This is a genomic window from Paenibacillus sp. NPDC057934 (assembly GCF_042887565.1).
GTDB lineage: Bacteria > Bacillota > Bacilli > Paenibacillales > Paenibacillaceae > Paenibacillus_AQ.
Window position 1 is genome coordinate 140,006 of record NZ_JBHVPB010000009.1, and the last position, 13,897, is coordinate 153,902.

Consider the following 13,897-nt stretch of genomic DNA (forward strand, 5'->3'; position numbering starts at 1 on the left):
AAGGAGCGAATATTTTTGAAGACACTTATTATTGCGGAAAAACCGGATATGGGGCGGAATATCGCCGCCGCAATAGAACCGAAGGCCAAAAATCACCGTTCCTATTTAGAAGGGGAGCAGTACATTATTACCTGGGCAATCGGTCATTTGATCGGACTGGCTGAACCCGATGCCTACGATGATAAATACAAAAAATGGAACATTAACGATCTGCCGATTATTCCTGATGAATTCAAGCTAGTGCCCAACGCCAGAACGCTGGATCAGCTTAAGGTGATTGCGGAGCTCGCGAAACGGAGCAATCTGCTGGTGAACTCCTGCGATGCCGGGCGGGAAGGGCAACATATCTTTTCGCTCATTCAACGGCACCTGAAGCTTAAGCATCCGGTTAAGCGCCTATGGATCTCTGATTTGACGCCAGAAACGATCCGCAAGGGCTTTCAGGAGCTGAAGGACGGAGCGGAATATGAGAATTTGACCAAGGCGGCTAAAGCCCGCAGTGAGGCGGACTGGCTGATCGGGATGAACGGCTCCCGCGCATTTACGACGAAGCACAATGTGCTGTTATCGGTGGGCAGAGTACAGACCCCGGTATTGGCGCTTATTTATGACCGGCAGAAGACCATTGAGGCGTTCTCATCGCTGAAGTTTTTTGAAGTGGAAGGGCATTTTACGCAGGGAGAGATGACGTATAAAGGCATGTGGCAGGGCGAGCGTATGACCGACGGGGCCAAGGCTGAGGCGTTAGCCGCTAAGGTGAAGGGCAAGCCTGGACGGATTGCTTCGTACGAGGTTAAGGAGACCAAGGAGTATCCGAACAAGCTGTATGATTTGACGCTGCTGCAGCGGGAAGCGAACGGCAAGTATGCTTTTTCCGCTAAAAAAACGCTGGATGTCGCGCAGGCGCTCTATGAAAAGCATAAAGTCATCTCGTACCCGCGGACGAACTCCAACTATGTGACCGAACAGAACATTCCCGAGATGCACAAGACCTTATCTGCGCTGCAAGGCACGGCTTATGACGAATGGGTGAAGGGGGCTAACCGGAATCTGGTGCACAAAGGTAATAAGTTCATCTGTAATCCAGCGAAGGTCGAGGACCACCATGCCATTCTGCCCACCAATCGCAAAGCATCGGGACTCAGTGCGGATGAGCAGAAGCTGTACGATCTCATCGTGCGCCGTTTCCTGTCACAGTTCTACCCGGCTGCGGAATATAAGGTACATACAGTCATTACAGAGGTAGAGAACGAGAAATTTAAGACCACGGTAAAGGAGCTACTGAGCCTGGGATGGAAGGGTATTTATGCCGACCAGAAGAAGGACAAGGCGAAGACTTCCAAAGGCAAAGGTAAGGACGAGGAAGAAGAGGAAGAGATTGAAGTGAATGAACCATTCTCAGTCGCTCCTTCCCATCCATTGACCTGCAGTGATGCCATCGTGAAAGAGAAGGACACGCAGCCGCCCAAGCACTACACGGAGGGAACATTGCTTAAAGCGATGGAGAGTGCCGGGAAGCAGATTGAGGATGAAGAACTGCGTGATGCGATGAAGGATTCGGGTCTGGGGACACCAGCCACACGTGCGGCTACGATTGAACGCCTGAAGAATGTCGGATACGTGGAAATGCAAGGAAAGAAAATTGCGATTACTCAAAAAGGCCGGACTGCGATCGAACTGATCCGTGGTGCCGGTATTGAGCTGCTGACCTCGCCAGAGATGACCGGACAATGGGAACGGCGGCTGACGGAAATCTCACGTGGTACAGCATCTGACGGACAGTTCATGGAGAATGTTAAGAGATTCGCCACGATGATCGTGACGAAGGTTAAGGTGCAGTCCCGTGCGGACAAGACTTCGTTTGAAGGAGAGACGCCCGCTGCAAGTGGCAAAAGCCGGAGCGGAGCCGCTCGGAAGACCGAGAGTAAGTCGGCGGCGCCGCGCAAGCGCAAGACGGATGACGACGGCGGAGCAAGCGGTAGCCGGACGAAAACTGTTCCTGCCAAGGCGTCCGCTGACACCGGGCCGAAGATCATCGGCCAGTGCCCAAGTCCGGGCTGCGGCGGTATGATTTTTATGGGACGCAAGGGATACGGCTGCTCTCATTACAAGGAAGGTTGCAAGTTCGTGATCTGGAAAGAATGCTATGGACGCAGCCTGACGGACACTCAGGTCAAAGCTTTGATCGAAAAAGGCAAGACGGGTAAGCTGAAGCTTACCGCCGAAGATGGCTCTCCGCTGGAGGGCAAGCTGGTACTGACCAACAGTGGCACAGGGCAATTGACTGTGGAATAGGCCCTATTAAAGCATGAGATAATCTTCCTCAGAATGATTTGAGGAGGATTTTTTTCGTTTCTATACAAGTAGAACAAACTAGTTTTTGGAATCGGGAAGTTTAGCTTTTCTCGTTTGATGTTCTGTCCAAGAAAGGAGTCGTTCGCGATCCTTCTTCTTTCGTGCTTTTGTGAGTTAATCGTTTTTGGCAGGGGCATCTTTGGAGAGTGATTATAAATAATAGCTTGCCTGAGCATACAAAATCTATTGACTGTTCGAACAAACAGTTTTAATATAGGTTCATAACAACTGACTGTTCAACCAAACAGTATTGGAGTGAGTGAGAAATGACTAAAACACAACCGTCCAACCAGGACGAACGAAGAAGTGCTATCATGCAAGCGGCATTCACATTATTCGGGCAAGTGGGCTACACGAAAGCGACGATGAAAGACATAGCGGCTAAAGCAGGCGTGGCTCAAGGGCTGATCGGGTACCATTTCAGCACAAAAGAAACGTTGCTGGTCGAAGTGGTCAGGGAATGGATGATCAATCAAGGAATGAAGGCGGCCTTCGCAAAGTTGGATCTGCAGGTATCTCCAGCGGAGATTCTTCAGCAGGGGTTGCGCCATGTAGTTGAATTTCGAAAAGAGAACCCGGAGTGGTTCACGTTATTAATCAGCCTTTGGACGGAGAGCGTGAACAACGAGAAGCTCGCTAAAGAGTTGCTGGCACTATACAAGGAAATGAAGGCGGGCATTGTAGAGATCATCGATCGCATGGAGCTGCAGCTGGTCCAGAGCGAAAAGGAGACTTTTGCATCACTGATCCAGGCCGTTTTCGATGGATTGATGCTTCAAGCTCCTGTACCGCTGTCTCCGGAGCCGCTCTCCTACGAGCAGGTGTCGCGGGGAATCGGATGGATGCTTGACGGGATTCGATCTGCTGCTGCCCAGGAAAAAGGAGAATAAGACCATGAATAAGAAATTGATTAGAATCGAAGGATTAGTCGTTCTGGTTTTAGGCACCTATTTGTACTTTTCCAACGGATACAACTGGGCTATCTTCCTGCTGCTATTAATGCTGCCCGACCTGTCCATGATCGGATATGTGGTTAGCAATAAGACAGGAGCGTATACGTATAATTTTGCCCATACATTCGTCACACCTTTGCTGTTCTTGCTGCTGGGACTGGTTTTCTCGGTCGATTTTCTCATGATGATCGGCTTCATCTGGATGGTTCATATCGGGATGGACCGAATGATGGGCTTTGGGTTGAAATACGAAACGGAGTTTAAAGATACGCATATTCAAAAATTATAACATTCGCATAAATTGAAGATTCCAAAATCAGGACGCCGGTTATTTCGGTGTTCTTTTTGTCTAAACAAAACATCTCAATAGAACAGCAGTTCATGGTATTTTCTGGTCTGGATTAATCCCTTTGAATTCAGCTTCATCTGGAATTTTCATAAGTTCTTGGTATAGGGCAAGTTTCTCTTCGGTGAGAGAAATAATGTAATCAATTTCTTGCCGCCTGGCTTCCAGTCCTATCAGATGCTTCTCAAGGATTTCAATCCGTTTTTCTAAGGTAGGAGTATAATTAGAAAGATTCTCCCCTTGTTGAATTTTATCCATCACACAGCCCTCACGAGTAAATTCCGTAATCTCCTCAAGCGATAATCCCAATTTTTTTAGTTTATTTAGACATTGAATATAGGAAACCTCGCTTTCTTTGTAGACACGTGCCCCTCCATTTTTACGCATGGGTTCATGTAGTACCCCAATTTTTTCATAATAACGAATCGTATAGGGAGTCAATCCCGTTTTTTCTGACACTTGGCTTATGGTAAGCATCCGATTTCTGCTCCTCCTTTTTTATGCTGATATTGAAAACTATTATACAGCTTGCAGTTAACTCAAAGTCAATATTTATAATCGCCCTAATTTCAACCTGAAAAATCTCTTGACTTCTAGTTGACTCTAACTTGTAAGTTAAATTTACTAATTGAAATACAGGAAATAGTAAACACTTGAGGGATATAACAATAAACACTAAAGGGGTATAATAATGAACAACGAATATTTCACGATTCAACAAGCATCGGAAGGTATCTGGGGTGCTATTTCGGTTCCAGGCAGCGGTTCTCTGGGAAATGCAGCAATTATTGATCTTGGGGATTTAACCGTTGTAGTGGATACAACCAACCTGCCGCATTCTGGTGCTTTGTTACGTCATACTGCTGAACAATTAACAAACAAACCGGTTAGATATGTAGTGAATACACATTTTCATGGAGATCATGTCAACGGCAATCAGGAATTTATGAAAAGCGAATTTATATCTACCGTTTGGACAAGAGATTTGCTATCTGGTATGGGCGAAGTGAATATTGATCTCATGCAACAAAACATTCAAAAGTTAATAACTAGTCTAAATCATGTACGTTCACAGCAAAGAGATCCCCACATGCTAACCGAAATCGACTATGATCTTTCCGTACAACGAGCTCTGTATGATGCTATCCCTTCCCTTCGTAGGGTGATACCCACGCTAACTTTTGAGGATAAACTCGTTATTCAAGGAACAAAGCGAACTATCGAAGTTTTATCTTACGGAGGCGGTCATTCTTTAAGTGATGCTGTTGTGTACGTTCCAGAAGAGAAAACCTTGATCGCTGGTGATTTAATATCGACTAAGACGATTCCGGTCATGCCATACGGCAATCCATATGCTTGGATACGCATCCTTAAACGCATTCAAAAAGACCTCAAGGTCGATACTGTCGTTCCGGGACACGGAGATGTGTCTAATGCAGATCGAATCACAGATGTTATACGCTTTTTGGAGGAAACGATCGCTTATGTTTCTAAAGCTGTAACAAGCGGGAAATCAGAGTCTTACTGGTTGGAACAAGGGGTACTAAAAGGCTATGAGGATTGGCATCTGCCCCAGTATTTCAGATGGAACTTTCGCTGGCTCTTTAACAGTATGCTTGTTCAAAACAACAGATGAGACAACAAGTGGATTATTTTGTGGGACGGCATCTCGTACATTGGACAGATTGCAGAGATAGACAAGTAATTGATCGTTTCAAGGGGGCAGCCAATGAACAAAACTGACCGTTTATTAGCCATCGTTCTGGAGCTGCAAAGCAGAGAAGTGGTACGGGGCGAAGAGTTGGCGGACCTATTCGAAACCAGCGTGCGGACCATCTATCGTGACATTCAGGCACTTAGTGAAGCGGGCGTGCCGATTATAGGTGCCCCGGGCACAGGATATTCTTTGATGACAGGGTATTTCCTGCCGCCGATCCATTTCACGGTAGAAGAAGCCGTGACCTTGCTTATAGGAACGGACTTTATCGAGCAACGATTTGATGATGAGTATCGTGTCAGGGCTCAAGCCGCTCGGAGGAAAATCGAGGCCATTCTATCGGACAGCGTTCGCAATGAGACCTCTCGCGTGCGCAAGGCGCTGCGCTTGCTCACTCCTGGTAAACGGGACGTGATGTCAACAGAAAGGGAATATTTCGAAAAGATCCGCCTGGCGATATTAGATGAACGAAAGATCAGATTTCATTATTCGAAAGGGATTGGGGATTCCAAGGGAAATCATCATAGTGATCGTACCGTCGCCCCTTATGGCCTGGTACTCGTTGAAGGATCTTGGATGCTTGTGGCCCGTTGTGATCTACGTCAAGACATTCGCCATTTCCGTTTGTCCCGAATGACCGGACTTATCGAACTGGAAGAACGATTCGAACTACCGTCGCATTTTAACTTAAGGGAGTATACCCCTCCAGATGATCGCCACTTGCGAGTTCGCCTTCGATTTAACCATGACATCGCAGATAAGGTGAAGGAATCGAACTATCATTACATAGAGGATATGGAAGAGCATCAAGATGGATTGCATGTGGTCTTACGTGTTCGTCAACTGGATGAATTGCTGCAATGGGTGCTTGGCTGGGGAGCGGGTGTGATCGTATTGGAACCCGAATCATTCCGAAATAGGATTACTGAAGAAGCGCAAAAAATGTTAAAACGCTACTGACATAACGTTGTCAGTAGCGTTGTTTTATAATCGGGTATGTAAACGTATCGTCGTTGGTTCTAGCCCACGATATTATACTATTAGTTTCACTTATTAATAGGAAGGATGATATTTTGTGAATTTCGCTTCTGTACGTATCATTACCGACGACGTGGATCGTCTTGTCGAGTTCTATGAGAAAGTCCTGGGTGTTTCCGCAGAGCGCCCCGCGCCCGTGTTTGCCGAACTCGCTCTGCCATCTTGCACCCTGGCAATCGGCCACTCCCAGACGGCGGGGCTATTCGGCGCTGGTTCCGTAGTGGCGGCCAGCAATCATACTGTCATCATCGAGTTCCGCGTCGATGATGTCGAAGCCGAATACGTGCGCTTGAAGCCATTTGTCGATGAATGGGTACAGGGACCGACCACAATGCCGTGGGGAAACCGTTCTGTGCTTTTCCGCGATCCGGACGGTAACCTCGTTAACCTTTTCGAACCGGTAACCGAGGAAGCGATCAAACGGTTTAGCGGTAGGCGTTGACAGACAGTTAAAGTGAGTGCGGTTCAATTTAGGAGTGGTAACGATTCGTAGAATATATGTCTGAAACATAATTTGAAATGATATTGATAAACGTTGTTGCACGATGGCTAAGGGGACGTTTTTTGTAAACGTCAGTCAGGGTGTTAACGCGGAGTAATTCCGTCTCTTATGGGACGGTTTTTTTGCGTTCTAATAATTAAATAGATGGAGTTATTCAAATGAGAGAGGTAATGGTTACAGAACGTTTGACATTGCGGCAACTTGAGCTTCTTGACGCTGAAGCAAGAGGCGATGTTACTCGTTCGGTGTCACTAACTTCAGATCCAACAATAAAGGTGGCTCTGAAGTGAATCTAAAAAAACTTGCCGTTACCAGACAGCATGGTGATCCGTATCATAAATAGGGCGAATTTTCTGGCTAAACCCTTATTAGGCTGAGATACGAAGGTCGAAAGCAAGCTCATGGTAGTTAGAGAGGTGAAGGTATTTAGATGAAAATACATTAAAATTGAAACAGATTGAACACTTTGAGAGGGCTATGCAAAGAGAGGAGAACGATAGATGCTTCAGCAACGTAGTCAGTTTCATTATTTATTTAATCCTTACACACTCTACTGTCTACTAGAGTTCGATATATCACAAAATATTATCGAAAAACTTGTGGCAGAAGAGTTTTTGATCAACGATTTTTTAGTAGTGTCGGACAAGGTGGCCCATCTACAAATCACGAAGAAAGCATTAACTCAAAAAGTAATAGACGCTCTGCCTGCTTTAAGTGAGGATGTGTATGAGCAATCGGTATATAAGTTAGGTGCTGCCGGCTTATCATCGGTCAATATTCAATTGCTTATGGATCACGGCATTACTTATCCGCAGCTTGCAACTATGACGTACGAAGAGTTCTTTGATTGCATTGGTCGAAAAAACAAAAAATCAAGCTTTGAACGTATTAAGGAAGCCTATAAGGAGTGCGAAACAATATATCAATTGGATATTTCTTCAAAGGTGTATAATTTTTATTTGAGCCAGTACTTTGAACAGCTAGCGCCACGTCATTATGTGACGGTTGACGAGCTATGTGACGTGATAAGTGCACGTCTTTTGCTACCAAAAACTGAGGTAGATGTTTGTTGCATTGAACAATTTGTAGAGAAAAACGCGGCTGAAAACCTTTTGATTTACGTACAGTATCTTGGATTTGCAAAAAAATATAAAACAATAAAAGAATTTTTAGAGAGTGATTTTAAAGGAAAAGAAATATTGCTTCGACGCATGAATGGCGAGACTTTGAAGGAAATTGGCGATAATTTAAATTTAACGCGTGAGCGTATTCGACAAATTGAGGGAAAGTTGCTTAGCAAATTACCGGAACTTGAAGAGCTACTATATTATGAGGACGTTTTTGAAGCATACAACTGGAATGAGAAGCTGTTTTCAGCAGTATTTGACGAAAATCCAGAAGTTTACCAGCTGTTGAATGTTAAACTAAAGCGAGGTCATACGAGTGTATTAGAGGCGTTAGAAGTGCTTTCGTTAACTGAGGCGCAGCGTAAGATCGTCTTAGCACACTTTGATTGCTACATTAACTTCGAACAACAAGTTATGCCATACAATAATAAACTGGCATTTTTTGAACATTTAATGTTCCATCTCGGGCAAACAGCAGTGAGCAGCGAGGAATTTATTGAAGTGGCGAATACGTACATAGCGGAACATCAGTTAAATCCATCGCTTGCATATACGGAACGGAGCGTGTTAGGGATTTGCGATCGTTCTCAAAAAATTTTACGCACAAAAAGCAACGGCTTTCGCTTTTATGATACGGTGAAAATTGATCCGGAAGCCTTTAACCAGCTAAGGGAGCGTTTAGATTTAGACCCTGGGGTGTATAGTATGTCGAAACTATTTAGAGAAAATGAAGCTTTAATGGATGAGTTAAACATTGATTCGGAGTATGAGCTGCACAATTTGTATAAAAAATGCATTGAGGTCGAAGGCGTGACATTTACGCGAATGCCAGAGTTTGCTGTGCAAACGACGAAGGACGAATTTTTAAAAAACTTATTTTATGAGTTAGCGCCCATAGCGGTTGATGAGTTTTTAGAGTATGTTGAGACTCATTATGGCTTGCGTCAAGATTCTTTATATAGCTTGTTGTATAATGATTATTTAGCGTTTATTGATAACAATGAGATTAAGGTCGATTATGCGGAGGTAAGTCAAGAAGAGTATGCGTTGGTCAGCTCATTACTAAAACGAGATATTTATACCATACAAGAATTTATAGCGTCTGGATCTGAGCATATAGATAATTTTAAAGAAAAGTTTGTCAATAACCAAGCGATTATGAAGTTTAACTACTCCTTAAAGGGGCTGTTCGTCCTCCATCACGCGTATGATTCAGTCGATCAATACTTTACGCAGCTTATTTTAAAGGATGAGTTTTTCAAAAATAGTAGAACACGTCATTTTAAAACGAACCATTTTTTATCGGCGTTATACAATTTAGAGAAAAATTTAGACATTGTCAAAATCGCGCCGGATCTTTATTTGACAAATAGAAGATTACAAGAAGTGGGCTTGACAAAGGACGATTTAGAAGCCTATCGCAACGCGGCGTTCGAATTTGCACAGGTTCCATATTTCACGTATCGTTATTTGAAAAACAAAGGCTTTAAGCATGAAGTAGAGGACTATGGATTCGACGAAATATTTTATGAACGTATTATTTGGACGCATCCGCAGCTACGGTCGTTATATACAAGGAAATGTACGATATTTTCAAAACAGCAGGCGCAAGAATTTACATTGAAAGACATTATTGAATGGTTGCTCATTCAAGATGATGAGCCATTTGAGTTTGACGTCTTACAGAACAGGATGAAAAACGAATTTGGCATAGATGTTAGAAGAGATAAGATTATTCATAGTATTCAAAATTCAACACTATATTTTTCGAAAGAAATGGATAAAGTGTACCTAAACAAAGAGGCATTTTATTTAACCGTTTATATTAAAGAGGAGTAAACAACTTGATGGAGTTAAAATAACTTATTGGCCATTCCACTATGGAAATTTATTTAGTGTATGATGATCATGAAAAGGACATCAAGGACATCGTTGAATCAATAGGATTATATGTTTATGTTATTTGCAACAAGCGGGAGCACACAAGATAATTGGTGTGCTCTTTTCTCAGTTTCGATGATATAGAGAACCGCATCATAAATGATGACGAAGAGGTGAAAAGTAGGTAGACTCAGGACTAACGATCACTATAATGGAAATATCAAACATGTATAGAACCTATCTATAACATATTAATGTGAATCCGCCAATGATGACTAGATTAACTTTGTGGAGCGATTCGGAGTGGATACCGTACGAAGAAACGCTCAAAAAAAATTTGGAAAATACTAACCTTGAAAATACATGCATGAAGCTAGATTTCTTATTAGATACATATGGAACATGCGTCGGTCAATTGAGAGATGAACTGTTGCCTTTGGAGGAATTAGCAGAGACTTGGTCGGAAGCAGCGAAATAAGGGTATTCGCAGTGAAGGAGATCAGCTTATGAAAGATTCGTTATTGGAGAGATTAAGGATTTTTCTTCATAGGGAAGATAATAGAACACTAGTAGGCATTCCGGGAGCAATTCAAGGAACCAACCTTTGCAGAGATTTTACGAACCAGTTATGACATTTCCATGGATGGGTCCGGTGATCCAATTTAAATCACTTCTGCTTCATGCCAAATAGGAGGTTACGAATGCGCAAGAAATGGAAAAGAAAGATTCTGATTAATAATCCTGTTACGCTAGACCCGGCACAGATTAAGCAGGATTTACACGACGGTAACCAAGTGATTATCCAGTTCTCCCACCCGGATTTTTATGGTTCTATCTTGGAGGAAGTCGATGAGCTTTGTGCGACTTTGGATGAGAATTTTGGAGTGCGTTTCTATGGGCATTATTCCCTCTCTTTTGATGGTGGCACGCTTCTAAGGATTCCTCATGTCAAAATGCTGCATCTCAATAGTCTCACCCAGGCTCATAACACCGATACGTTGGCTACGCTAAAACATCTGTACAGTTTGCACGTGGGCATATATGAGCTGGAGAACTCGGATATTCTGGGAATAGACTCTCTGCGATCGTTAAGAGAGTTAACGATTATTTCGGAAAAAAAGCTCCTCAACTTAGCATATTTTAAAGAGTTTTCTCATCTAGAACAATTACATGTTGGGGGTAAGGTGAAAAACCTGGATGCTGTAGGCCATCTGGAACACTTGAATTACCTCGCACTGCATTCGATTAGCAAATCACCATTACATTTTGTTAATCAATTGAAGAAATTAAAGCACCTTCGCATTCTTCTTGGAGGCCGGGAGCATATTCAGGAAATCGAAGAGAATGAGATCGACGACCTGGAGATCGTTAGAGTCCGTGGATTCCATGACCTGAGCAATATTACTAAATTTAAAGACCTAACGAGGCTCGTGATCGAGGATCAAATTCAACTGCAGGAAATCGGATTTGACCGGGAGATGAAAGCGCTGGAGGAGCTATCTATTTTGAATTGTAAAGGCTTGGCTTCTTTGTTGGAAATGAAGCACTTGCCTACGCTGCGCAAGCTCCGCATTTTTAAAACAGCCATCGATTTTGATTCCTTTATCCATCAAGAGCTTCCAAGTGCCTTATCCGAATTTGAATTCGCGACCTCCAACAGCAAAGTAGATCAAGAAATACAAGAATCCTTATTACAGCGGGGTTTTCGAAAATGGAATAACTTGATAGGGAGATGAGAGAAATGTCAAATGATAACCAGGCGCGTCCCTCTGCTGGCTCCGTTAGAGAAGTTGGTCGTTATCCTCTCGACCTGACAGGTCCTCACAGCCATACTCTTATCATTCATCCCGGTGTGGGCAGCCTATCTATTGGACCGTCGCACTTGTGGAAAAAGGCGGACCTTCATGTTGCACCAGACGCGGTCATCGATTGGACCGTATTCGATGCCTTTGCTACGCCTGCAGGCTCGCCCTGGCCGAGATTTCTGCACTATTCAGGCAGTGACACGGGCTTCTTGGATTGGGCACAGAAACGTCCCATTGAAGAGATGACGTGGTCTCCGGTCCTGTCTGCTGATATGGTGGTAGATGCTAGCCAGTCCATTTTGCATGGCTTACATATCGAGTTGGGCGAGTCCATAGAGCGCCTGACCCTGAAGCTTCCGCAGAGACCTTTCCGCCTGAACGTGTCCGGCGATCTATCACGCTTCTTGGCCACTGGCGATATGCCGTCTTCTCTGGCACTCGCGCCGCATACCAGCCGACGCAAGAATGATCCTTCTTTCATACTGCCAGGCCTCGGTGAATTGCACCAGGTGACGAGTTTGACGCTGCACAACGCGCCGCTGGGACAGCCCATCTCGCTGAGCTGTCTAGAGCGGTTCCCAAACCTGGACTCCCTGAGTTTGTGGGGGAACTTCTGCGACATGGACTTGTTGGCTCGTCATGCCGGGTTAACGAATCTGGAGCTGCGCTTCATCCCTGATTTGGCGGACTTGTCCTCCTTGGACACGTGGCCGTTGCTTGACAGATTTATCGCTTACAATGTGGAAGAGACCGTCGGCAAGCGCCTAAGACAGCAAATGAAAGCACGCGCTAAAACCCGCCCGTGGACCGATTATGCTTCAGTGAGCCAATTGCGAAAGCCTGAATGGTGGATGACTGAGTTCGGTCGCCCGTTCTCGTCCTGGCCTAAACGTCAGGCCAAGCTGGCTAATGAAGCTTTCAAGGTTGCCCAGGCAACCTTGGCCCAGGCACGCAGCTTTGCCGATGCTGAGGCGGCTATTACGGCATTCACCATGCGCTTCAATACCCTCAAAGGTATCGAAACTACCGAAAGAGAAGACCTTGGCGAAGCAGTCTGGCAACTCAGCCAGTCACATCATTTAATTGGCCAGCCTATAACGGAAGAGATGGCTCAAGGCTGGTTTGACGCAGCCCGCGATTACTGATTGAAAAGTGTTCATGAATGGGTATTAGAAACAGTGAATTACTAATTGGCAAAGGAGTGTTGAGCGGTGATCACCGTTTATGAGGAACGGCGGAAAGGAGTTGTAGCGGAAACTATCGAGCATACTGAGGCATCGTTTGCAACATGTCTGGAAATCATCCGGCGAATGGATGGCTTCACGCGCAGTCAGGTCACGTTTCAGCACATAGAGAGCATAATTATGATCGGCGGCGGCAGTCACGAGTTTATCGTTACTGTAGAGACCGATACTGCGATTCGCAACCTTCTCGGCCTACTGGAGGACGAAGACGAGTTTGTTGAGATTACAGTAGGCGGACAAGCGTGTGAATTTCCTCAGAAGTACATCGTTAGCCTTGAGCTTATTGAATCTGCACTTCACCAATTATTGTTAAATACATCTGCTGAACTGTACTGGGAAGTGATTGATAAGTAAGATTCGATCTGTTTGGGGTATGTCGTAACAAAGAGGGTGGATACACTGGAGGCTTACCACGAGTTTAACAAGGCCGGCGAAGGCACTTACAGAGGATGGATGAATGTCCAATTGCCTGATCCGGAGGTGCTACAACCTTTTGCCGAGTATGGGTTGTGGGAGTATGGCGAAGACAGCCCCATTCATGAACAACAGATCGGCGAGTGTATCGCTATAGGTACGACGCTGTACGGTGACTTTCTGGCGGTACATCCCCAGACGGCTGGGCTGCTCAGGCTGCCTCGGTATGCGGACGACGTCTGTTATGAACCGTGGACAGGCACTAGGAGCCATCTCTTTTTGCGTTTGCCACCAGGGCAGGACCAGCTTTCGCTGCGCGAACTGGCTACGGTGTGTGTCAAGCGGATTTTCCGCCGGATTTGTCCATTGAGAAGCCGTATGCCTGCTTCCTGTTTTACCGAGAACTGGGCGGCTATGTACGATTGAATTATACTTACCAGCAAGAGGTGGCTGTCTTCTACGAACAGGATGCCCAACAGGCGATTGCTGTTATGAAGCAATGGCTCTTGTCGATA

13 protein-coding genes are annotated in these 13,897 nt (G+C 44.9%); 12 read left to right on the forward strand and 1 reads right to left on the reverse strand.

The window, feature by feature from the left end; genetic code table 11:
• The first annotated feature begins 15 nt into the window (after positions 1-15).
• From ACFVRY_RS21040 to ACFVRY_RS21050, 3 genes are all read left to right on the forward strand, one after another.
• Complete coding sequence (locus tag ACFVRY_RS21040) at positions 16-2,295, forward strand: type IA DNA topoisomerase (RefSeq protein ID WP_387502255.1); 2,280 nt, start codon at positions 16-18, stop codon at positions 2,293-2,295.
• A 326-nt stretch (positions 2,296-2,621) separates the two neighbouring features.
• Positions 2,622-3,245, forward strand: coding sequence for a TetR/AcrR family transcriptional regulator (locus ACFVRY_RS21045; protein ID WP_387502257.1), 624 nt, complete (start codon positions 2,622-2,624; stop codon positions 3,243-3,245).
• A gap of 4 nt (positions 3,246-3,249) precedes the next feature.
• Entirely contained in the window at positions 3,250-3,597 is a 348-nt protein-coding gene (locus ACFVRY_RS21050; RefSeq protein WP_387502258.1) for a DUF4260 domain-containing protein, read from the forward strand.
• A gap of 90 nt (positions 3,598-3,687) precedes the next feature.
• On the opposite strand, the gene ACFVRY_RS21055 is transcribed toward ACFVRY_RS21050, so the two are convergent.
• Positions 3,688-4,131 carry a MerR family transcriptional regulator gene (locus ACFVRY_RS21055; RefSeq protein ID WP_387502259.1) on the reverse strand — a complete coding sequence of 148 codons (444 nt, stop codon included), beginning with the start codon at positions 4,129-4,131 and terminating at the stop codon, positions 3,688-3,690.
• Between the two features lie 214 nt (positions 4,132-4,345).
• On the opposite strand from ACFVRY_RS21055, the gene ACFVRY_RS21060 reads away from it, so the two are divergent.
• From ACFVRY_RS21060 to ACFVRY_RS21100, 9 genes are all read left to right on the forward strand, one after another.
• On the forward strand, positions 4,346-5,290 hold the full coding sequence (locus ACFVRY_RS21060; RefSeq protein WP_387502260.1) for an MBL fold metallo-hydrolase: 945 nt from the start codon (positions 4,346-4,348) through the stop codon (positions 5,288-5,290).
• Positions 5,291-5,383: 93 nt separating this feature from the next.
• Complete coding sequence (locus ACFVRY_RS21065; RefSeq protein ID WP_387502261.1) at positions 5,384-6,331, forward strand: helix-turn-helix transcriptional regulator; 948 nt, start codon at positions 5,384-5,386, stop codon at positions 6,329-6,331.
• Positions 6,332-6,446: 115 nt separating this feature from the next.
• Positions 6,447-6,851 carry a VOC family protein gene (locus ACFVRY_RS21070; RefSeq protein WP_387502262.1) on the forward strand — a complete coding sequence of 135 codons (405 nt, stop codon included), beginning with the start codon at positions 6,447-6,449 and terminating at the stop codon, positions 6,849-6,851.
• A gap of 218 nt (positions 6,852-7,069) precedes the next feature.
• A complete protein-coding gene (locus tag ACFVRY_RS21075; RefSeq protein ID WP_387502263.1) occupies positions 7,070-7,201 on the forward strand; it encodes a hypothetical protein in 132 nt (43 codons plus the stop codon).
• Positions 7,202-7,411: 210 nt separating this feature from the next.
• Complete coding sequence (locus ACFVRY_RS21080) at positions 7,412-9,877, forward strand: sigma factor-like helix-turn-helix DNA-binding protein (protein WP_387502264.1); 2,466 nt, start codon at positions 7,412-7,414, stop codon at positions 9,875-9,877.
• 743 nt (positions 9,878-10,620) lie between these two features.
• A complete protein-coding gene (locus ACFVRY_RS21085; protein ID WP_387502265.1) occupies positions 10,621-11,655 on the forward strand; it encodes a hypothetical protein in 1,035 nt (344 codons plus the stop codon).
• 5 nt (positions 11,656-11,660) lie between these two features.
• The gene (locus ACFVRY_RS21090; protein WP_387502266.1) at positions 11,661-12,869 is read left to right on the forward strand and encodes a hypothetical protein; all 1,209 of its coding nucleotides are present in this window, start codon (positions 11,661-11,663) and stop codon (positions 12,867-12,869) included.
• Positions 12,870-12,935: 66 nt separating this feature from the next.
• Positions 12,936-13,322 carry a hypothetical protein gene (locus ACFVRY_RS21095; RefSeq protein WP_387502267.1) on the forward strand — a complete coding sequence of 129 codons (387 nt, stop codon included), beginning with the start codon at positions 12,936-12,938 and terminating at the stop codon, positions 13,320-13,322.
• A 36-nt stretch (positions 13,323-13,358) separates the two neighbouring features.
• Positions 13,359-13,808 (forward strand): hypothetical protein, encoded by a 450-nt coding sequence (locus ACFVRY_RS21100; RefSeq protein WP_387502268.1) that lies wholly within the window; start codon positions 13,359-13,361, stop codon positions 13,806-13,808.
• Positions 13,809-13,897 lie beyond the last annotated feature (89 nt).